Source organism: Marinobacter santoriniensis NKSG1, from assembly GCF_000347775.1.
Taxonomy (GTDB): Bacteria; Pseudomonadota; Gammaproteobacteria; order Pseudomonadales; family Oleiphilaceae; genus Marinobacter; species Marinobacter santoriniensis.
This window is the reverse complement of the sequence record NZ_APAT01000015.1, coordinates 1,115,577-1,136,459: the sequence shown is the minus strand read 5'-3', so window position 1 is coordinate 1,136,459 and position 20,883 is coordinate 1,115,577. Positions and strand designations below refer to the sequence as shown.

The following is a 20,883-nucleotide window of genomic DNA, read 5'->3' as shown; positions in this document are numbered from 1 at the left end:
GCGAAATGCCTGTGCTCGTGTGGTCTCAAATAAGGCCCCGGGATTCGGCCATTTGCACGCACTCGGTGCGGTTCGCAACGTTGAGCTCAATAAACAATGCGCTGACGTGCGCTTTAATCGTGTGTTCGGTCAGGCACAGCGTGGCTGCAATCTGTCGGTTGGTGTAGCCCTGCGCCAGCAGCTCAAGGACCTGTAATTGGCGCCGGGTAATGTTTCCGTTCTGTGTGAAGCGTCTTGGCTTCAGTTCATTCAACTGTTGGCTGATTGCCTGGGGCACAAAAAGCTCACCCTCGAGAATCGATCTGAGTGCTGAAAGCATCGCTTCACTGCTGAACGATTTTGGAATGAATCCCAGAGCCCCAAGCTCCAGTGCCGCTTTGATGGTTCGAACGTTTTCATCACCCGACAGGATCACCAGGGGGTACCAGATGCCCTGTGCATGCAGGCGCTTGAGGATGGAAAGCCCATCCATGCCCGGAATCACGAGGTCGATAAATACCAGATCAAAGGACTCGCCGGATTCGAGAATGTCGATGGCGGAGAAGGATGTGTTTGCCTCCGTAATGACTGCATCCGGCGCCAGTCGGTTCAAAACATGGCGGATGCCATCAATAAACAGCTGGTGATCATCCACTATCAGCATTCTCATAGGGCAAGTCCGGAGGCTGCGAAAAATGCGTGAAGTTCATACTTATGACTAATGACCAGACACAAGTAATTTCGAATACTACTGATTCGAATGAATTAATAACAACTTATTAACATTAAAGCGGCATGCCCGACTCATTTCCAGGCGAAGGGATATTCCGGGCTGGCTATGTTCAGAACGAAGGAACGGGGGAACAGAGGCTATGTCAGTTCATGGAGGGATCAATTGGGTAAGTTGGCGGCACTGGACAAGTGGCGCTTCGGGAATGGTTGCAAGCATCCCACGGTTGCTGTTGTTGGCATTGTTGGCGTTGGTGCTGACGGCTTGTGGCGGTGGCGGGAGCGACAGTGTCGATGAGTCAACAGATGCCAGTGGCGCCAGTGTTAACTCCGCCGAACTCCCTGCTATCCGTAAAGTCACGGCCCTGAGCCGAAATTACATAGAGGTCCGCTTTGCGACGGACGTTGCCCCCGACATTTCAGGCAATATCTTCAACTACACCATAACACTCTCTAACGGCCATTCTGCACCAGTTGTCGCGTCGTACCCCGGCAAAGACGGTACCACCGTGTTACTGGAGATCGCTCCAGCTGAAGAAGATCTTCAACTGGTCCCCAATGGAACGCTCACTCTGGATCTGGTGAACATTGACGATCAGCCGATACTCTTCACAGGCGATGGTAGCGAAGAACCCGTCATAAAGAACGCCGTTTCCTTGAGCGACACGCAGGTTTTTCTGGAGTTCAATGAACCGGTTTCCGATTCGGCAGGAAAGATAAAAAGCTATCAACTTTCATCGGAAAGTGGACAGCCACTCAAGATTGTTGCGGCAGCCATGGGCCCCCAGGCTAATACCGTCATGCTGACCACCGAGCCGCAGTCGGATGAATACTACAATCTTGAGGTAACGGGCGTTACCGGTCTGGTGAGCGGATTGCCCCTGCTGATGTCTGCGTCTGCAAGCACCTTTCTGGGAGCATCCCTAGAATCGGCCAAGGCAGAGGCGCCATCCGTGGTCAGTGCCGCCTCCCTGGACAATACCCGCGTTCTGGTGGTGTTCAATAAGGCAATGAGCGATCAAACGGTCGCGCCATCGAACTTTTCGATTGTCCAGGAAAATGTGAATCCTGAAGCCGGTGCCTTGCTGGTGGTTTCTGCGCGTTTTGCCAGCGCCGACCGCCAGGCGGTCGAGCTCACCACACGGTCGCAGAACGAGTTGACGTACGAGGTTACGGTAACCAACGCCACCGATATGTACGGCCAGCAGTTGAAAGTCTCATCGGGCACCACGGTAACGCTGACCGCCAACACGGCAACGTTTGCTGGAACGCCTCCACGGGCGGAGGAACTGGTGGATACTGACGGTGACGGCCTTTATGACAATGAGGAACAGGCCGGTTACACGGTAATCATCGAGTTGGCGAACGGTGACATTGTCAGCCGTCAGGTTACCAGTGATCCCGATCGTGCAGATACCGACGGTGACGGCTTGAGCGATTCCGTGGAACTGCAATACGGAATGAACCCGAGGGTGACCGACACCGATGGCGATGGCCTGGGAGATAACCTGGAACTGAATACCATCTTCAGTAATCCCTTTGCCCAGGACAGCGATAGTGACGGCTTACAGGACGGCTTCGAACATTTTGATCTGAAGACTTCTCCGATTCTGGCAGACACTGATGGTGATCAGCTCAGTGATTATCAGGAACTGTTTGAACTGAATCGGGATCCGCGCGTTGCCGATTTGCCGGAGGTCAGTATCAATGTGGGGGATGTCCGGCTCCAGATCGACGAGCGTTACAGCTATACCGATGAATCGGGTCAGTTGGTCACCCAGGAGTCCAGCACCAGTTCAACACTCTCCCAGAGCGAGAATAAATCGTTCTCCCGCTCGGATAACGGAACCAGCGAATGGGCAGTCGGGCTTTCGGTGCGCACTGGGGGCGGTGGCGGCTCGTTCTTTGGAGGAGAGGATAGTTATACAGGCGGTTTTGAGGCGACAGCCTCCGGGTCGTATGCCAGCTCCAGCGGCTGGCAGACGGATCGGAGCTCGGCAAGGGAATCGCAACAGGCGTATGAGCAGTCGCTGGCCAAGGGGCAGGAGCTCAGCACCACCCAGTCGGTCACTCGCGAAGTGGTCGGTGCCAGCATCGAAGTTCCCGTTACCATCACCAATGACGGCAGCGTGCCCCTGACCCTGAGCAACCTGGAAATTACGGTACTTCAGCAAGTAGGCTCGCAGGACAAGTTTCTGCCAGTGGCAACGCTTGTGTCGAATTCGGAGCTGACGACAGGTACGCCACTGACGATCAATCTTGGGGGCAGTTTTACCGAACGCGGTCCCTTCGTGTTCAGCAGCCGCGAAGTGTTTCCCAATCTGGTTGAAGCCCTGCTTCGCAACCCGTCAGCCCTGGTCTTCCGTGTTGCCAACTACGATGTTGCGGATGAGTTGGGCCGAAACTTCAGCTTTATCAGCCAGGCGGCCCGCGACAGAACTGCCAGTATCACTCTCGACTTTGGTGACGCCGCCGCAGCGAAAAACTACCTCGTGGCGACCAATGGCATTCTGACCGAAGACAGCCAGTATCTGGGCGGTTTCAGTTCCTCTGGAAGGGCGCTGGGAGTGCCTCTGGCCTATCTGCTGGAAGCCGATCTGGGCCTGCCTCGTCATCAGACCGCTCAAGACACCGTCGCTGCCGGATACAACGGTGCATTGGAAAGTGTTGCCGCCGGTGACGACGTGCTGGATGTTGAAGCCAACGTGATTCGTGCCGGTGCCAATGGCTGGCTGGAGACAGTGCCTGCAGGCGATGACTATGTTGCAAACCCCACGGGCGTCAGTGGCATCATCGCAGGTCTGAACAAGACCGCCGACAGCATCGCCCAGGGCGATGATATTCAGTTGGTGCCATTGAACAGCAATGGCCTGAGCCTGGGTACCGTGATCATTGGCCCGGGAGAGAACGGTGTGTTGGATACCCCGGCTCAAGGGGACGACACGGTGGATTTTATCGGTGGCTACGAAACCAGTCGCACCTGTTCGGCGTTTTCCGCGAACGCCGGTGATGTTTGCCGGGTAGATGGCGACTGTCAGACCGGAACCTGCACCGGACCGCAAAAGCTGGTTCGGGTGAAATCGCTGCGCAATGGCGATTTCAATCGGGCCTGGGTCATTCTCACTACCGGCCAGGTCCCGGATGCTGCGGATTTTGATCAGGTTAACGTGGAACCTGGCAATAACTTGAGCCTGGCCTTCCTGCAGGATCTGGATGGAGATGGCCTGTTCGCACGCAATGAATTCCTGTACGGATCCACCGACAGTGATCGGGATCAGCTCGACAATGGGACGTTTGGCCCTGGCTTCGCCAGTGCCTCACAGAACTGCAATTCCGCTAAGAATTGTGATGGAAAACCGGATTCAATGGATTCCGACCAGGATGGTCTGAGTGATTTCGCCGAGGTTTTCGTTGGTTGGAAGGTCGCCGTCGATGGTGGGGCCTTGCGCCAGACGTTTTCATCACCACGTTTCCGCGACACCGACGGTGATGGTCTGGATGACATCGCCGAACAGGATTTGCGGGAGTTTTGTGCGAGCGGTGATGCTCGCTCGCAGGGCCTTTGCGCCTTTCAGAACGAAGCGCCGGTCGAGCAGGCCGACGCGATCGGGATCATCGCCGGGAAGGACAAGACGGCCAGTACCACGGCTATGGGGGATGATGAGCAACTGACACCGGTGGCAACGTCAGGTCTTGCCTTCGGAACACCGGTGGTGGGGCCTGGTCCGAATGGAATAATGGATTCAGCGCTTGCTGGCGACGATGTCTATGAAGGTGCCTCCAATATTCCGCCCGCGACCGATCCGACGGAGCCGGATACCGATCGGGACAACATTTCGGACTATGCGGAACTGAACGGTTTTGACGCTAAACTCGCCATCGTCGATGGCGGCAATGGCCTTGCTGAAAGTGCCCGGAACGGGGACGATGTCCAGCGGGTTTTCATCAACAACCCGGTCTCCGGTGCCGGTGTGATCATTCTTCCTGGAGACAATCGGATCATCGACAGCCCGGCCGGGGGGGATGATTATCTGAGACCTGCCGTGACCGTTGAAACCGACCCACTGCGCCGTGACACCGATGACGATTCGGTGGCCGATGGTAATGAGAGAATTCGCGGATCTGATCCGACAGTCGACGACGTGGCCGATTTTTCCGACATGGATCAGGATGGCCTGACGGATGCAGAAGAAAGTCTGGGGTGGCTGGTACCCGTCGTTGGCGGAACTGCGTATCCGGTCAATTCCAGTCCGTCTTTACCGGATACCGATTTCGATGGCCTGCCAGACTTCGTTGAGCGCGATCTCCGAACGGATCCGAACAAAGCGGATACCGATGGTGATGGTATCGGCGATTATGAGGAAGTTGCGGACTTGTCGAAATATCTAACCATTGCCGCGCTGTATCCGAACATGAACATCACCTCGGCCAACACGGGTGGCTATGGCACAGATCCGACCAAAGCAGACACTGACAAGGACAACCTGACAGACTATCAGGAGCTCATCGAAGGCTTTCGTCTGAGCTTGCCGGGCGACACCCTGCCGACGACGGTCTTCACCAACCCGTTGTTTGCCGACACCGATCTGGACGGGCTGGAGGATGGCGATGAACGGTCCAGAAATACCGATCCCAATAATGCCGATACGGACGGTGATGGCCGTAAAGATGGCGCAGAAATCCAGGTTGGCACGAACCCGTTGATACCTGATGTGGCCTTCCAGATCGTGCTACGCGATGTAATCACCAACGATCAGTGTACCGATGGCGGCACGAACGGGGGTGATTCGTATGCTGGGGAAGTTCTTTGGTGGGTGGTTGTCGACGATCCGCAAACGGGTGGGCGAACCTTGCTTTCTGATGCTTTGGACGCGGAGTTCTTCCAGGGAGCAGATGAAGATCTGGGAGCAATTTTCGCGCTGGACTCCGCGTTTGATTTTGATGGTGATGGTACAAAAGAAACGACGTTCAGTTTTCGTGATCGGGTGCCGGGAAGCTTCCCTCTTGGTTCGTCACCTCGGGCGTGCTATTACACCCGCCATTGGAGCCAATCTTCCTGGTTGCCGCTGAACAAACGTTCAAAGGTATACACCATGGTGCCAGGAGACTCGTTTGGCCTGCAGGCGCAGTTTGTCGAGCAGGATGGCTTTATCTCAGCCGATTGCGGCGTGGCGCCAAGTTACATCCCGACGGTCATCGACGGAAAAGAGTTGAACAAAATCGTTCGCAAGCGTTACAGCTACAGCGACCTGGTCAATTCCTCCGGGGTGATTTCCCTGGTGAGCTCGGATGCAATGGATGTCGTTAATTCTGGTACATGTACCATTGATTTTCAGATCGACATTGATGTTATCGGCGAGGCTGGACCAAAGCCGGTGGGGCTCCGGTCGCCGTGAGCGCACGGTGAGAATTGGAGTCAGTAATCCGGATGCCCGCCGTAAGGCGGGCATTTTTTGTTGAGAGTTACGCACGCAACGCATTTGAGGATAGCTCGGTGTCAGATGATCGTGCTGACAAGCATCAAGGTAATTTTCTGCGCTCCTTTGTAGGGTGATCGCAGTCCCGTAGCGGAAAAGTCACAGGCGCCTACCATCGCAAGTGGAAATAAGGTTTTGCCCATTATGATGAAACTCTCTCTTGGCCCCATCCTCTGGTTCTGGTCACGACAGTCGGTATTCGACTTCTATGCCGAGGCCGCAGAGTGGCCCGTCGATACGATCTATCTGGGTGAAGTGGTGTGCTCCCGCCGCCGTGAATTGAAACCCGACGACTGGCTGGATCTGGCCCGCGACCTGAGAGCCTGTGGCAAGCAGGTAGTTCTGTCGACACTCACCCTGATCGAATCAGAGGCCGATCTTCGGCGATTGCGCCGGTTCTGCGAACAGGATGAGTTTCTGGTAGAAGCGAATGATCAGAGCGCCCTGCAGGTGGCGATTCGCAACCGGCTGCCCTTTGTCACCGGGCCGTCCATGAACATCTACAACCTGGCCACCCTGAAGGTGCTTGCACGGCAGGGTCTGCAGGGTTGGAATCTTCCGGTGGAGCTGGGCAAGGACACATTAGGCACCCTGATCCGGGAGCTTGAGCAGGCCGGCCTGGATTTGCCTGCCGAAGTCTTCTCCTGGGGCTTCCTGCCTCTGGCCTGGTCGTCCCGATGCTTCACCGCGCGCCACTACAATCTGCCCAAGGACAACTGCGAGTTTCGCTGCCTCCAGCATCCGGATGGCCTGGCGTTGCGTTCCCGGGAATCCCAGGAGCTGTTCCGGATGAATGGGATCTCCACACTCTCGGGGTCCCGCTATGACCTGATGCGGGAGTTGCCCGATATGGATCGGATGGGCGTTGGTACCGTCCGCCTGAGTCCGGAATACCAGGGCATGGAAGCCGTGGTAAAACGGTTTGATCAGGTACGTCGTGGCGAACAACCTGAAACGGATCCCCTGCAACTGGTTGAAGTGCCACCCTGCAACGGGTACTGGTATGGTAAGCCGGGAATGGATCTCGTAGAGGTGAGCTGACCGATGGATATTCGTCTCAAACGGGCCTATGACTTACCGGCCCGTTCGGACGGGCCCCGTGTACTCGTGGATCGTATCTGGCCGCGGGGGGTGGCGAAAGCGGATGCCGACATCGCCCATTGGCTGAAAGGCCTGGCACCCTCCACCGAACTGCGCAAGTGGTTCGGTCACGATCCGGACAAATGGTCGGAGTTCCGGGAGCGGTACCTCAGGGAGCTGTCGTCCGATGCGGCCGGTCCTGATCTGCAAACAGTCAAAGGCCTGCTTGACGAGCACGTTCGCATAACCCTGGTGTTTGCGGCGAAAGACAAGCCGCACAACAACGCCGTTGCGCTCCGTGACTTTCTTCTGAACGATCGCCTCTGACGTGGGTTTGGTGGGCCTCTCTGCAGTACATCAGGTAATGAACTCTGGCTGGCGATCAGGCTCTGCCGGAATATAAAAAGATGATTCAGATCATGGAACCCGAAGCTGTTCAGGTTGATGGTAATGCGATATACCTGAGTCGAGGTGTTCTATGACAGTCAACGAAGGTCTTCGCCTGATAGCAGGCGTGTTCACGCTGATTTCCATACTGCTTGCCCACTATGTCAGTCCCTATTGGCTTTTCTTCACAGCGTTCATCGCGCTGAACCTGATCCAGTCGGCGTTTACCAGATGGTGCCCGGCCATGGCGGTTCTCCGGAAACTGGGGTTCAAGGAAGAAAAGCCGGTGACTTGAGCACAGGGAGATCCCCCGGCGTTCTCCGGGGGGATCCATAAGCGGACACTCCTACCTCTGCAGCCTTGTTCAGAACTGGAATCGCGGAAACAACACCTCCCGTTCGAGATAAATCTGTTCAGACAAGCTGACATCCAGAGTTTTCAGCTCCCGATAAAACCGCTGCCATGAACGGCATGCAGAGTCTGGAACCCGGTAGTTTCGCGTCATCCGACGGAGCTTCCGGAGTTGCTGCCTGAGATAGGAATGCTCCTCATTCATCTGCGCGATCGGGGTGTGCGGGTTGGGCGGCTGATCATGTTCCATGCGCCTGAGCACATAGGCATTCTCCCGCTCGATATGATCCGTAAGCATGTACTCCAGCTTTTTAATGGCCAATGTAATGCCTTTGGGGACGTCCGGGTTGGCCCGGTGAACAGCCTCGATTTTACGGGCGAGCCGGTGCAGCTTGGGTAGTTGCTGCAGGTGCCCGACATCGTAGCCACGCTGGATCAACTCGAGAAGTACATCGGTATCCAGGTCCTCGATGGTGGTGTCCTGACTGCTGATGACAATGTCCTGATAGTTCATTGCTGATTCTCCTTTCTTGCATTAAGATACATATTAAATACATTTTAATAGGTGTCAAGAACTGTTCTCATTTTCTGTCGGCGTCAATGGCGGAGGGTGCAGTTATCCGAAGGAGGCATAACGATGAGCAGCAACACGTCAAATCATGGTAACGATAAGATCTGGGAGCAGCATCTCCGATGGCTGGACCTGATCAGCCACGAGTGCAAGTCCAACCGGGAAAAGCGCGAGCGTGAAAGGCGCAGGATCGAGCAGCAGCGTTCGCGGTTGGGTTCCTGACATTTCGCAAAAACCGCGACATCGATTTGCTCTAAGCTGTCAGCGATTGTCCTATCATTGAAACCGGGGACGGATATTGGCGTGAGGATGTCGCGGAACGGGGCTTCCCAGGGCTTCGAGATCTTTCCATGGAGCCGTCACTTCGAAACGGGCCTTGAGGATATTGATGATCAGCATCGAGTGCTGGTCAACATTCTTAACCGTTTAGCATGGCACTTTGCCTCGGGTAGCCCGGAGGCGGACAGCACACACCTGCTCGATGAACTTCTCGGTTACGCGTCGTATCACTTCCAGTACGAGGAGGGCGTGTGGAGCAGAGCGCTGGGACAGTCAGCAATGTGCCGGAACCACCACGAGGCTCACGAGTTATTTTTTGCGCGCATTCAGGTTTTGCGTCAGAGCGAAGCGCCGGAAGAGGAGGTACTGGCCGACCTGTTTGATTATCTGACTCGATGGCTGGCGTTCAATATTCTGGAGTCAGATCGACGTATGGCTCTTACGGTGAAGGCGGTAGAGGCCGGTGCTCCGTTACCACAAGCGCTGGATCAGGTTGATACAGAACTCAGTGGGCCAATGTCCATCATGGTCACGGCCTTACTGGAAATCTATGGCAAGCTATCTGCCAGTGCAATCCAGTTGATGCATGAAAAGCTGGCCAGGCAGAGAGCCGAGAGCGAAGTGGCGCACCTGCAGAGGGAGCGATTGCACCACGCACTCGAAACCCAGGCGCAGGATCACCAGAATCAGATGGCATTTCTGGCCTATTCTGATCCTCTTACCGGACTGCTGAACCGCAACGGCATCATCCGGGCGGTTCGTGAATTTCTCGAGAATGGATCCCTCGAGGACAATTCGGCAGCCCTGGTATCGATAGACCTGGATAATTTTCATGAGATCAATGCCCGATTCGGTGAAGAAACCGCGGATCGTGTGTTGGGGCTGCTTGCCCGCCGGTGGCAGGACGCTTTGCCACCAAATGCGGCTCTTGCCCGCATTGGCGGCGATGAGTTTGCCCTGCTCATGACGGATGCCAGGCAGGTGGAATCCAGGCTGAGGGCGTTGCAGTTGACCTGCCTCCAGCCCTTCGAACTGGGTGATGCCTCGGCAGCCACCTCGTTTACCGCTGGCATCGTTTGCTTCCCCAGCAGGGAGGCGGGCATTGCATCGAAGGACGCGGATATCCTTCTTCGGCAGGCCGACCACACGCTTTTCAGGGCCAAGCAGGAGATGAAAGGCAGCTGGCTTTTCCTGGATGTGGAAGAACGGGAACGCCGCATGTCCCGCCAGCGCCTGTTGTCGGATATCAGGGCCGGATTGGATCAAAAGCAGTTCCGACTGTTTTATCAGCCGAAGGTCAACCTGAGAAGCGGCACGGTGCAATACGTTGAGGCCCTGATCCGGTGGCAGCATCCTGACAGAGGCCTGCTGTCTCCAGCGAATTTTCTGCCGGCGATCGAGCATCATCCCCTTATCGTTGAACTCGGCGAATGGGCGCTTGAAGAGGCACTGTTTCAGATGAACGCATGGGATGGCGAAGGCGTGACATTAGGAATCAGTGTCAACATTGCCCCGATCCATTTATTGTCTCCGACCTTCGTCGCCCGGTTGCAGAGCATCCTGGACCGTTTTCCCGGACAGGCGCCGGGGCGTCTCGATCTGGAAATCGTGGAGACGGCGGCTCTGGGCGAACTTGAAAAGGCCGTTCGAGTCATTCACGACTGCCAGCGCCTTGGAGTCACCTTTTCGCTCGATGATTTTGGCACGGGTTATTCGTCTCTCTCCTACCTGAAACAGTTGCCGGTCCAGACACTCAAGATCGATCGGGAATTTGTCAGCGGGGCGGATAATAAGGGGGAGAACCATCTTATCCTCAAGGGCATTGTCGGGCTCGCCCGGGTTTTTGGTCGGGAACTGGTGGCTGAAGGGGTCGAGACGGTTGAACAGGGCGAGCTTTTGCTGGAGCTGGGCTGCGAGTGGGCCCAGGGATATCTGATCTCGCCCCCGGTAGCGCCCGACAAGCTGATTCAGTGGCTGGCCCACTGGAAGCCTTTTCCCGAGTGGACCCGTTCAGACGGGACCTGACCAGTCCAGGCTGTCCAGCAGGTTCTTCAGGCCCAGCCCAAGCTCGGTGTCGCCCTCGATGACCAGCTTGCGCTGAAAGAACAACTGGTCCGGATCCTGTTCGCGCCGGGCCAGTTTTCGGAAGGCGGACAGTGAGCCCCGTATGGTGGCCTCTCCCGGGCCGTCAACCACCCGGAGCCGGCCGGCCCAGAATCCCAGGGTGATGCCGGGCTGGCCGCCAGACATTTCAAGCCGGATTCGTCGCCCCTCAAACTCGTCAAATTCTCCGTCGGCAATCGCCTCTTCGAACATCCGGTTCAAAGGGGCTTCGGCCAGGAGTTGCTTTATCGGGACGGGAACGCTGCGATCAACGGCGGCAAACAGGGGGCTGGGGGATGGCAGGTAAGCCTGTGCGACTGCGTTGGCCTGCCGGAGCAGCGGGTTGCTCAGGATGTTGTTATGGAACCTCTGAATCCTGTGAAGGCCCGGTAGGCCTGGCAAAGTTGGGATGGACGGCACGGTCAAGGTCATGGAGGGACTCCGGGCGTTGGTTGAAACGCCCAGAGTAATCGGGAATCCGCCCGATTGGTTTGATATAACTCAGGCCTTGTGCAGCCCTTCCTCCACGGCCCATACCGCCACCTCAACCCGGGAGCGCAGGTTGAGTTTCTTGAGCAGGTGCTTCACGTGAACCTTCACGGTGCCATCGCTGATGTCCAGCTTGCGGCCGATCATCTTGTTGGAGAGGCCCTCGGCAATGAGCCGGAGAATGTCTTTTTCCCGCGGTGTCAGGCTGTCGAAATCCGGACGCGTGCTGGCCTGTGGCTTGTTGGAGCGCAGTGCTTCCGCCAGAAGGGTAGTCAGGCGATCACTGATGACCATCTTGCCGACAGCCGCCTGATGCAGCTGAGCGATCATGTCCTCCGGCTCCATGTCTTTGAGCAGGTAGCCATCGGCACCGGCCCTCAGTGCGGCGACCACGTCTTCTTCCTGATCGGAAACGGTGAACATGACGATGCGGGATCCGACGTTCTGTTCCCGCAGTTTTCGCAGTGCCTCGATGCCATCCATCTCCGGCATGTTCAGGTCCATCAGGATCAGGTCGGGTTCCAGTTCGGTCGCCAGGCGAATGCCGTCGGCGGCATTGCTGGCCTCGCCGATCACTTCAATATCTTCTTCCATGTCCACCAGTTGTTTGATGCCCTGGCGCAGCAGCGGGTGGTCGTCGATCAGCAGAATACTCGCAGGTGAATCAGACATGTTTGCTCTCTTGTTGTCAGGCACTGGATGCTTCCGTGGAAATGAGATTCCGGCTCTTGGGCACAAATATTAGCGTGACTTCCACTCCGCCTTCATCCCGGTTGCGTACTTTGACCTGTCCGCCCAGCGTTCGGGCCCGGTCTTCCATGATGATCAGGCCGTAATGGTTGACCGGCTGATCGCCCCCGGGGAGGCCTTTGCCGTTGTCGAGGATCCGTACCCGGACCCGCGGTGATTCGAATAACACTTCCACCGAAATATCCGTTGCTTCCGCGTGCTTTACTGCGTTGGCCAGACCCTCGCGAACAATCTGCAGGGTATGGATTTCTTCGTTGGGGGACAACGTCTGCTGGGGCAGGTTGTAGTGAAGTTCTATCGGTTTGCCGAGGCGCTCGGAGAACTCGTCGATGGTCTTGTTAAGCGCGGTGGACAGGTCGGGAGTGTCCAGCTTGAGCCGGAAGGTTGCCAGCAATTCGCGCAGTTGACGGTAGGCGCTGTTCAGCCCGGTGCTCAGCTCATCCAGGATGGCGTCGTGGGCTTCCTTCTGCTCGCCGTCAATCTCCAGACGGCGAAGCCGCGCCACCTGCATTTTGAGATAGGACAGGGATTGCGCCAGCGAGTCGTGGAGCTCCCGGGCGATGACGGTTCGCTCTTCCGCCAGGGTCATCTGTTGTTCTTCGGTGATCTGCCGCTCCAGGAAAATCGCCGTCGCCAACTGGTCGCTCAGGGTTTCGAGCAGGCGCCGGGCGGTGTCCGAAAGCCCCTTGTCGGCGGGATACCAGATTTCCAGGGTGCCCAGCAGCATGCCCGGCGTGCGTATCGGCAAAAGCAGCCGACGCCCGTCGTTTTCTTCCACTGGCATCGTGTCGTATTGCTCGGGTGTGACCAGACACGCGTTGCAGTGGTGATCCCGGCAGTAGAAGGGACGTTCCCGGGTGGCTGTGGTAACAGCTCTGACCGGCTCGGACGATTCCCGATCATGCAGGTACAGGTGAATCGGGCCGATACCCAGGAGCTGTTCCAGCTCCTGCAGCATCGGAACGGCGCCGTTGCACAGATCGTGGTTGGCAAACAGATTGCGGCTGGACGAGTGCAGCAACTCCAGTGCGGCGTGACTTCTCTCCAGTTCCTCGGTTTTTACCATTACCCGCTGTTCCAGCTCCTGATAGGTCAATGCGAGATCGCTGGTCATCTGGTCGAATGCCTGGCCAAGGTGGGCCAGTTCGTCCGATCCCCGGAGGTCGGCTTTCTGGGAGAAGTCCTTTTCGCCCACTGCGACGGCAATCCCGACCAGCTTCCTCAGTGGTCGCAATACCCGGTTTTTCAGGTCGATGAACAGGGCGAACACGATCAGGATGGAGAACGTCAGACTGATCACCTGAATCAGGTGCAGCAAATCGATCCGGGCCTCTGTGCGCTGTTCCAGCATTTTCACCAGGGCATCCACCTGCTGAACATAATGGCTGGCCGCATCCAGCATAGCCGGGTCAATGGCGGTGCCGATCTCATGTCCGGTCAGGGCGGGTTTCAGGTTCTGCTGCCACGCGGCCAGGATGTCCTGGTATTGCTGGCTCAGGGGATGGTCGTTCTGCTTCGGTATCGCCCGGGTGAGGGCCGGATCGGATAACTGCCCGGCGTACTGGTCCAGGAGTTTACTGAATGAGGGTTCTGAGCCGTTACCGGAAGGCGTAGTGGCAGCGCGGGACAGCATATGAAATGCCCCCATCCTGAGTGCGCCGGCCAGATTGATGGCGGTGGCATTACCCTCGATGCTTTTTGAAACCGCCAGGGTCACGCCCATGCTCACCACGGCAGTCAGCACGATGGCGCCCACCACAATAGCAATTCGGTTGACCAGAGATTTTCTGGAATTCATATGCACGCTGGCCTGCAGACGTTGATTTCGGGGGATGACAGAACCCTCCCCATTATGCCGCGAGAGTGTCGCTCCTAATACCTCCTTGAGGATAGTCATTTACCCCGATAGTCGGTAACCCATAATAGTCTTTGACCATTTTTCAGGCAAAAGATGAAATTAGAAAACAAGTTTTCAGGAAAAGGCTATGAGCACCGAAGCGGATCTGGATGACGAGAGAATGACATCGCTGGCCGTCGTTCTGCCGCTGGCGCTGTTCGGTTTTGTCATAGCGGCTGGCTGCTGGACACTGTTCGCGGTGGCCGGCGTGCATTTGCGTCAGGAATTGCAGCTCAGCAGCGTCCAGTTCGGCGTGTTGCTGGCGGTGCCCATGGCGGTCAGTGCCCTGTTGGCCGTGCCGGCTGGCCTGGCTGCCAGACGCCTGGGGGCCCGGAAAGTCATGTTGTTCTGCCTTGGCGGGCTGGCACTGTGCATGCTGCTGCTCCTGACCGCCGATTCCTTCGCGGGGTATCTCCTGGTCGCCAGCGGCCTGGGCCTGGCCGGTGGTTTCTACAGTGCCGGATTGCAGTTTGTCACCCGTTACTGTGACGTCAAACGTCTGGGGCTGGTGCTTGGGGTGTTTGGCTCGGGCGTTACCGGCGCCGGATTCAATTATTATCTCGTCCCTCTTTTCCACGAGGCGTTTTCCTGGCAGGGGGTGCCGCTTGCCTATCTGATTGTGCTGCTGCTCGTTCTGATCCTGCTGATCATGTTGACCTCGCCCGAGGACTCCATCGGCGAGGAAGGGGCGGATGAGCCCCTGAGGGTGCTGTTCGGCAAGCTGAGGGAACGGCACACCTGGAGCCACTGCGTCTATTTCGGCATTGTTGCCGGCAGTTTTTTTTCCCTGGCACTGTGGATGCCGGATTATCTCTCCTCGCAGTTTCGCCTGTCGGTGGGGTCCGGCGCCCATCTTGCCCAATGGTTCGTGATCCCGGGTGCCCTGGCTCAAATCCTTGGTGGTGGTCTGTCGGACCGGTTCGGCAGCCTGACAGTCATCAGCCGGTCACTCATGATCTGTCTGCTGGCGCTGTTTGTGCTGTCGTACCCGCCCATGACGCTCTCCATCCATGGAATCGAGGCCATTATCAATGTGGAGTATGCGCTGCCCATGGTGATCGAGCGTCTGTTTGTCCTCATTCTCGGGCTTGCCCTGGGGTGTGCGATGGGCGGCCTCCAGCGTCTCGTGATCCTGGACAACCGACACGCGGCTTCCTTCATCGCCGGGTTGCTTCTGGTGGCTGCCTGCTTTGTGGCCTTTGCGCTGCCACTCATTTTCGGGGCGGTGAACCACTGGCTGGGGATTCGCAGCGCCGTGTTCATGATCCTGTTCCTGCTGCTCAGTCTATGCCTGCTCCTGTTTTCCCGGGACCGTCGTAACCGGGAGCGCATGAACCTTCTCCACCCGGGGATATAGTCAAACTACCCACTGGGTGGTAGTGCCCGGTTATGTGGTAGTAACCACGCAGATTTCGGGGTTTCTCTCTTTCACAATGGCGGTACATCGGAAACCGATCCGGAGAGAGACCATGAGTCATTTGATCGATAAACTGAACTACTTCAGGAAAACGCGCGAGCCGTTCGCCAACGGCCACGGCGAAACCCACGAAGTCAATCGCGACTGGGAAAACAGCTATCGCCAGCGTTGGCAGCACGACAAGATCGTGCGTTCCACCCACGGCGTGAATTGCACCGGCTCCTGCAGCTGGAAAATCTACGTCAAGAACGGCCTTGTCACCTGGGAAACCCAGCAGACAGACTACCCGCGCACCCGGCCGGACCTGCCCAACCATGAGCCCCGTGGCTGCCCCCGCGGTGCCAGTTACTCCTGGTACATGTACAGCGCCAACCGCCTGAAGTACCCATTGATGCGCAAGCACCTGATGAGGCTCTGGCGGGCGGCCAAGGCCCAGCACGATGACCCGGTGGAAGCCTGGGCCTCCATTGTCGAAGACTCCGGTAAGACGGCTGAATACAAGCCGCGTCGCGGCATGGGCGGTTTCGTGCGCTCCAGCTGGGACGAAGTCAACGAGCTGATTGGTGCCGCCAACGTCTACACCGCCAAGAAATACGGCCCGGACCGGGTGCTTGGTTTCTCTCCGATTCCTGCCATGTCCATGGTCTCCTACGCCGCCGGCAGCCGCTACCTGTCCATGATCGGTGGCGTCTGTATGAGTTTCTACGACTGGTACTGCGACCTGCCGCCGGCCTCCCCGCAAACCTGGGGCGAGCAGACCGACGTGCCCGAATCCGCCGACTGGTACAACTCCGGCTACATCATTGCCTGGGGCTCCAACGTGCCCCAGACCCGGACCCCGGACGCCCACTTCTTCACCGAAGTCCGTTACAAGGGCACCAAGACCGTTGCCATTACCCCGGACTACGCAGAAGTCTCCAAACTTTCCGATGAGTGGATGAATCCCAAGCAGGGCACCGATGCCGCCCTTGGTATGGCCATGGGCCACGTGATCCTGAAGGAATTCCACGTCGACAAGCCCAGCGAGTATTTCACCGACTACGTCCGACGCTACACCGACATGCCCTACCTGGTCATGCTGGAGAAACGGGATGACGGTCGTTATGTACCCGGCCGGTTCCTGCGTGCCAGTGACCTGGTGGATGGTTTGGGCGAGGAAAACAACCCCGAGTGGAAAACCATCGCCATTGATGAGACTTCCGGTGAACTGACCGCACCGAATGGCTCCATCGGCTACCGTTGGGGTGAGAAGGGCAACTGGAACCTGAAACAGACCGCGAAGGGCGCGGACGTCAGTCTGCAGTTGTCCCTGGTGGAGAAGCACGACGAAGTGGTGGATGTCGCCTTCCCGTACTTTGGTGGCATCGAACACGACCACTTCCAGCACGTTGAAATCAGCGACACCCTGACCCACAAGCTCGGCAGCCGAAAGGTCAAGCTTGCCGATGGCTCCGAAGGTCACGTGGTCACCGTTTACGACCTGATGGTCGCCAACTACGGCATCAGCCGCGGCCTGGGCGACGATGACGGCGCCACTTCCTACGACGAGATCAAACCCTACACTCCTGCCTGGCAGGAAAAGATCACCGGTGTACCTGCCGAGAAAGTGATCCGCATTGCCCGTGAGTTTGCCGACAACGCGGACAAGACCAAGGGACGTTCCATGGTCATCGTGGGTGCCGGCATGAACCACTGGTACCACATGGACATGAACTACCGTGGCCTGATCAACATGCTGATCATGTGTGGTTGTATCGGACAGAGCGGCGGTGGCTGGGCCCACTACGTCGGCCAGGAAAAACTGCGTCCGCAGACCGGCTGGCAGCCACTGGCCTTTGGCCTGGACTGGCAGCGCCCGCCCCGGCACATGAACTCCACCTCCTTCTTTTACGCCCACGCCGGTCAGTGGCGTTACGAGAAACTGGGTGTCGACGAAATCCTGTCGCCGCTGGCGGACAAGTCGAAATTCGGTGGCAGCCTGATCGACTACAACGTGCGCGCCGAGCGCATGGGCTGGCTTCCGTCCGCACCGCAGCTCAACCGGAACCCGCTCGGCATCGCAGCCGAAGCGGAAGCGGCCGGCCTGGACGTGGCGGACTATGTGGCCCAGTCCCTGAAGGACGGCTCACTGGCGTTTGCCAGCGAAGACCCGGAAGCTCCGGAAAACCATCCGCGCAACATGTTCATCTGGCGCTCGAACCTGCTGGGTTCTTCCGGTAAGGGTCACGAGTACATGCTCAAGTACCTGTTGGGCACCAAGAGCGGCCTGCAGGGCAAGGATCTGGGTCAGGAAGGTGGCGCCAAGCCGAATGAGGTCAAATGGCACGACGAAGCGCCGGAAGGCAAGCTCGACCTGTTGGTGACCCTGGACTTCCGCATGTCCACCACCTGCCTGTATTCAGACATCGTTCTGCCGACCGCCACCTGGTACGAGAAGAACGATCTCAACACCTCGGACATGCACCCGTTCATTCATCCGCTGACCGCGGCGACCGATCCCGCCTGGGAAGCCCGCAGTGACTGGGAAATCTACAAGGGCATCGCCAAATCCTTCTCCAAAGCCGCCGAGGGCCACCTGGGTGTCGAGAAAGACGTGGTGACCCTGCCATTGCTGCATGATGCGCCGGCCGAACTGGGCCAGCCGTTCGACGTGAAGGACTGGAAGAAAGGCGAATGTGACCTGATTCCGGGCAAGACTGCGCCGAACTTCATCACCGTTGAGCGGGATTATCCGAACACCTATGCCCGCTTCACCTCCCTCGGTCCGCTGATGGACAAATTGGGTAACGGTGGCAAGGGCATCAACTGGAACACCGAGAAAGAAGTGAAGTTCCTGGGTGACCTGAACTTCAAGCACATCGACGGCGCCAACGCGGGCCGGCCGAAAATTGAAAGTGCTATTGATGCTGCGGAAGTGATCCTGACGCTGGCCCCCGAGACCAATGGCCAGGTTGCTGTAAAGGCCTGGGCGGCGCTGTCCGAATTTACCGGCCTCGATCACACCCATCTGGCCACCAACAAGGAAGAGGAGAAAATCCGCTTCCGGGACATCGTGGCACAGCCCCGCAAGATCATCTCCAGCCCGACCTGGTCTGGCCTGGAAGACGAGCATGTGTCCTACAACGCCGGTTATACCAACGTGCATGAGTTGATCCCCTGGCGGACCCTGACCGGGCGTCAGCAGTTCTACCAGGATCACGAGTGGATGCGCGCGTTTGGCGAGAGCCTGCTGGTGTACCGCCCACCCATCAACACCAAAACTGTCTCGCACATGCTGAATCAGCGTAGCAACGGCAATCCGGAGAAAGCGCTGAACTGGATCACGCCGCACCAGAAATGGGGTATTCACAGCACCTACAGCGACAACCTGCTGATGCTGACCCTGTCTCGCGGCGGGCCGATTGTCTGGCTGAGTGAAGACGACGCCAGGGAACTGAGTATCGAGGACAACGACTGGATCGAGCTGTTCAACGCCAACGGTGCCATTGCGGCCCGGGCGGTGGTGAGCCAGCGGGTCATGCCGGGCATGGTGATGATGTACCACGCCCAGGAGCGGATCGTGAATATCCCGGGCTCCGAGATCACCGGTACCCGGGGCGGCATCCACAACTCGGTCACCCGGGTATGCCCCAAGCCGACCCACATGATCGGTGGTTATGCCCAATATTCCTATGGCTTCAACTACTACGGCACCGTCGGCTCGAACCGCGACGAATTCGTGGTGGTTCGCAGGATGCACAACGTTAACTGGCTTGATGGCGAAGGCAATGACACCGTTCAGGAGGCTGTAAAATGAAAATCCGTTCCCAAGTCGGCATGGTACTGAACCTGGACAAGTGCATTGGTTGCCATACCTGTTCAGTGACCTGCAAGAACGTCTGGACCAGCCGGGAAGGCATGGAATACGCCTGGTTCAACAACGTCGAAACCAAACCCGGTATCGGTTACCCGAAGGAATGGGAGAACCAGGACAAATGGAAAGGCGGCTGGATGCGCGACAGCTCGGGCAAAATCCGCCCGAAGATCGGCGGCCGCTTCCGGGTGTTGGCGAACATCTTCGCCAACCCCGACCTGCCGGAAATCGACGACTACTACGAGCCGTTTGATTTCGACTACCAGCATCTGCACACCGCTGGCGACAGCAAGCACCAGCCGATTGCCCGGCCGCGCTCGCTGATCTCCGGTCAGCGCATGCAGAAAATCGAATGGGGCCCGAACTGGGAAGAAATTCTCGGTACCGAGTTCGCCAAACGCCGCAAGGACAAGAACTTTGACCAGGTGCAGGCGGATATCTACGGCCAGTTTGAAAACACCTTCATGATGTACCTGCCGCGGTTGTGCGAGCACTGCCTGAACCCGGCCTGTGTCGCCAGCTGCCCGAGCGGTGCCATCTATAAACGGGAGGAGGACGGCATCGTCCTGATCGATCAGGACAAGTGCCGCGGATGGCGCATGTGTGTCTCCGGCTGCCCGTACAAGAAGATCTACTTCAACTGGAAAACCGGCAAGTCCGAGAAGTGCATCTTCTGCTACCCGCGCATCGAAGCGGGCATGCCGACCGTGTGCTCCGAGACCTGTGTCGGCCGGATCCGTTACCTCGGCGTCCTGCTGTACGACGCCGATCGCATCGAGGAAGTGGCCAGCGCCCCGGGTGAGCAGGAGCTCTACGAGAAGCAGCTGGAAATCTTTCTGGACCCGTTCGACCCGAAAGTGATCGAGCAGGCGAAAAAGGACGGCATCCCGATGAATGTCATCGAAGCCGCCCAGAGAAGCCCGGTCTACAAGATGGCGGTGGACTGGAAACTGGCCCTGCCGCTGCACCCGGAATACCGCACCCTGCCGATGGTCTGGTACGTGCCGCCGCTCAGCCCGATCCAGTCGGCGGCCGAAGCCGGCAAGGTGGAGTTCGACGGCGTGCTGCCGAAGATCGAAAGCCTGCGGATTCCGGTGAAGTACCTGGCCAACCTGCTGACCGCCGGTGACGAGAAACCCATCGTGCGTGCTCTCAAGCGGATCATGGCCATGCGTCTGTACAAGCGTGCTGAAACCGTGGAAGGCCGGGAAGACCTGCGGGCCCTCGAGGAAGCCGGCCTGAGCAAGGCCCAGGCGGACGAAATGTACCGCTACCTGGCGATCGCCAACTACGAGGATCGCTTTGTGATCCCCACCAGCCACCGCGAACTGGCCAAGGAAGCCTTCCCGGATGCAACTGCCTACGGCGAGCGTAACGGCTGCGGCTTCAGCTTTGGTGATGGTTGCAACGGTGACAGCAAATTCAACATGTTCGGTGGCCGCAAGCAGACCACCAGCATGGTGCAGAAGCTGTCCACCGTGAAGCAGGTTGATCCGAAACAGCTACAGGAATAAGGAGGCC

General features: G+C 57.7%; 14 protein-coding genes. 9 read left to right on the top strand and 5 right to left on the bottom strand.

Annotation, left to right across the window (positions count from 1 at the left end; all coding sequences use genetic code 11):
• Nucleotides 1-25: 25 nt before the first annotated feature.
• Nucleotides 26-649, bottom strand: coding sequence for a response regulator (locus MSNKSG1_RS11015; RefSeq protein WP_040886762.1), 624 nt, complete (start codon nt 647-649; stop codon nt 26-28).
• Nucleotides 650-914: 265 nt separating this feature from the next.
• Here MSNKSG1_RS11015 and MSNKSG1_RS11010 point away from each other — a divergent pair, with 265 nt between their 5' ends.
• From MSNKSG1_RS11010 to MSNKSG1_RS10995, 4 genes are all read left to right on the top strand, one after another.
• The gene (locus MSNKSG1_RS11010) at nt 915-6,104 is read left to right on the top strand and encodes a thrombospondin type 3 repeat-containing protein (protein ID WP_008939347.1); all 5,190 of its coding nucleotides are present in this window, start codon (nt 915-917) and stop codon (nt 6,102-6,104) included.
• Nucleotides 6,105-6,329: 225 nt separating this feature from the next.
• Nucleotides 6,330-7,226: a U32 family peptidase gene (locus MSNKSG1_RS11005; RefSeq protein WP_008939346.1), complete on the top strand. Its 897-nt coding sequence runs from the start codon at nt 6,330-6,332 to the stop codon at nt 7,224-7,226.
• Nucleotides 7,227-7,229: 3 nt separating this feature from the next.
• Entirely contained in the window at nt 7,230-7,592 is a 363-nt protein-coding gene (locus MSNKSG1_RS11000; protein WP_008939345.1) for a DUF488 domain-containing protein, read from the top strand.
• 151 nt (nt 7,593-7,743) lie between these two features.
• Nucleotides 7,744-7,947, top strand: a complete 204-nt coding sequence (locus MSNKSG1_RS10995) for a YgaP family membrane protein (RefSeq protein WP_008939344.1) — start codon at nt 7,744-7,746, stop codon at nt 7,945-7,947.
• 69 nt (nt 7,948-8,016) lie between these two features.
• Here the strand turns inward: MSNKSG1_RS10995 and MSNKSG1_RS10990 are convergent, their stop codons facing one another.
• On the bottom strand, nt 8,017-8,517 hold the full coding sequence (locus MSNKSG1_RS10990; protein ID WP_008939343.1) for a hemerythrin domain-containing protein: 501 nt from the start codon (nt 8,515-8,517) through the stop codon (nt 8,017-8,019).
• Between the two features lie 123 nt (nt 8,518-8,640).
• On the opposite strand from MSNKSG1_RS10990, the gene MSNKSG1_RS19230 reads away from it, so the two are divergent.
• Both MSNKSG1_RS19230 and MSNKSG1_RS10985 read left to right on the top strand, forming a co-directional pair.
• Nucleotides 8,641-8,796 (top strand): hypothetical protein, encoded by a 156-nt coding sequence (locus MSNKSG1_RS19230; protein ID WP_160164273.1) that lies wholly within the window; start codon nt 8,641-8,643, stop codon nt 8,794-8,796.
• An 87-nt stretch (nt 8,797-8,883) separates the two neighbouring features.
• Nucleotides 8,884-10,878 (top strand): putative bifunctional diguanylate cyclase/phosphodiesterase, encoded by a 1,995-nt coding sequence (locus MSNKSG1_RS10985; protein WP_008939342.1) that lies wholly within the window; start codon nt 8,884-8,886, stop codon nt 10,876-10,878.
• On the opposite strand, the gene ubiT is transcribed toward MSNKSG1_RS10985, so the two are convergent.
• The 3 genes from ubiT to MSNKSG1_RS10970 all read right to left on the bottom strand — a co-directional run bounded on the left by ubiT (nt 10,864) and on the right by MSNKSG1_RS10970 (nt 13,993).
• Complete coding sequence (gene ubiT / locus MSNKSG1_RS10980) at nt 10,864-11,388, bottom strand: ubiquinone anaerobic biosynthesis accessory factor UbiT (RefSeq protein WP_008939341.1); 525 nt, start codon at nt 11,386-11,388, stop codon at nt 10,864-10,866. The genes MSNKSG1_RS10985 and ubiT overlap by 15 nt on opposite strands.
• Before the next feature lie 69 nt (nt 11,389-11,457).
• Nucleotides 11,458-12,117 carry a two-component system response regulator NarL gene (gene narL, locus MSNKSG1_RS10975; protein ID WP_008939340.1) on the bottom strand — a complete coding sequence of 220 codons (660 nt, stop codon included), beginning with the start codon at nt 12,115-12,117 and terminating at the stop codon, nt 11,458-11,460.
• Between the two features lie 16 nt (nt 12,118-12,133).
• Nucleotides 12,134-13,993 carry a histidine kinase gene (locus tag MSNKSG1_RS10970; RefSeq protein ID WP_008939339.1) on the bottom strand — a complete coding sequence of 620 codons (1,860 nt, stop codon included), beginning with the start codon at nt 13,991-13,993 and terminating at the stop codon, nt 12,134-12,136.
• 187 nt (nt 13,994-14,180) lie between these two features.
• Here MSNKSG1_RS10970 and MSNKSG1_RS10965 point away from each other — a divergent pair, with 187 nt between their 5' ends.
• From MSNKSG1_RS10965 to narH, 3 genes are all read left to right on the top strand, one after another.
• Nucleotides 14,181-15,449, top strand: a complete 1,269-nt coding sequence (locus MSNKSG1_RS10965) for an MFS transporter (protein WP_008939338.1) — start codon at nt 14,181-14,183, stop codon at nt 15,447-15,449.
• A 112-nt stretch (nt 15,450-15,561) separates the two neighbouring features.
• On the top strand, nt 15,562-19,305 hold the full coding sequence (locus MSNKSG1_RS10960) for a nitrate reductase subunit alpha (protein ID WP_008939337.1): 3,744 nt from the start codon (nt 15,562-15,564) through the stop codon (nt 19,303-19,305).
• Nucleotides 19,302-20,876: a nitrate reductase subunit beta gene (narH, locus tag MSNKSG1_RS10955; RefSeq protein WP_008939336.1), complete on the top strand. Its 1,575-nt coding sequence runs from the start codon at nt 19,302-19,304 to the stop codon at nt 20,874-20,876. The genes MSNKSG1_RS10960 and narH overlap by 4 nt, the downstream gene beginning before the upstream one ends.
• Nucleotides 20,877-20,883: the final 7 nt, after the last annotated feature.

Excerpts from the sequence above, each read along its gene's own strand:
- MSNKSG1_RS11005 (WP_008939346.1), top strand. The coding sequence starts at position 6,330 with ATGATGAAACTCTCTCTTGGCCCCATCCTCTGGTTCTGGTCACGACAG.
- MSNKSG1_RS11015 (WP_040886762.1), bottom strand. The coding sequence starts at position 649 with ATGAGAATGCTGATAGTGGATGATCACCAGCTGTTTATTGATGGCATC.
- MSNKSG1_RS11000 (WP_008939345.1), top strand. The coding sequence starts at position 7,230 with ATGGATATTCGTCTCAAACGGGCCTATGACTTACCGGCCCGTTCGGAC.
- MSNKSG1_RS10970 (WP_008939339.1), bottom strand. The coding sequence starts at position 13,993 with ATGAATTCCAGAAAATCTCTGGTCAACCGAATTGCTATTGTGGTGGGC.
- MSNKSG1_RS10960 (WP_008939337.1), top strand. The coding sequence starts at position 15,562 with ATGAGTCATTTGATCGATAAACTGAACTACTTCAGGAAAACGCGCGAG.
- ubiT (WP_008939341.1), bottom strand. The coding sequence starts at position 11,388 with ATGACCTTGACCGTGCCGTCCATCCCAACTTTGCCAGGCCTACCGGGC.
- narL (WP_008939340.1), bottom strand. The coding sequence starts at position 12,117 with ATGTCTGATTCACCTGCGAGTATTCTGCTGATCGACGACCACCCGCTG.
- MSNKSG1_RS11010 (WP_008939347.1), top strand. The coding sequence starts at position 915 with ATGGTTGCAAGCATCCCACGGTTGCTGTTGTTGGCATTGTTGGCGTTG.
- narH (WP_008939336.1), top strand. The coding sequence starts at position 19,302 with ATGAAAATCCGTTCCCAAGTCGGCATGGTACTGAACCTGGACAAGTGC.
- MSNKSG1_RS10995 (WP_008939344.1), top strand. The coding sequence starts at position 7,744 with ATGACAGTCAACGAAGGTCTTCGCCTGATAGCAGGCGTGTTCACGCTG.
- MSNKSG1_RS10985 (WP_008939342.1), top strand. The coding sequence starts at position 8,884 with ATGTCGCGGAACGGGGCTTCCCAGGGCTTCGAGATCTTTCCATGGAGC.
- MSNKSG1_RS10965 (WP_008939338.1), top strand. The coding sequence starts at position 14,181 with ATGAGCACCGAAGCGGATCTGGATGACGAGAGAATGACATCGCTGGCC.
- MSNKSG1_RS10990 (WP_008939343.1), bottom strand. The coding sequence starts at position 8,517 with ATGAACTATCAGGACATTGTCATCAGCAGTCAGGACACCACCATCGAG.
- MSNKSG1_RS19230 (WP_160164273.1), top strand. The coding sequence starts at position 8,641 with ATGAGCAGCAACACGTCAAATCATGGTAACGATAAGATCTGGGAGCAG.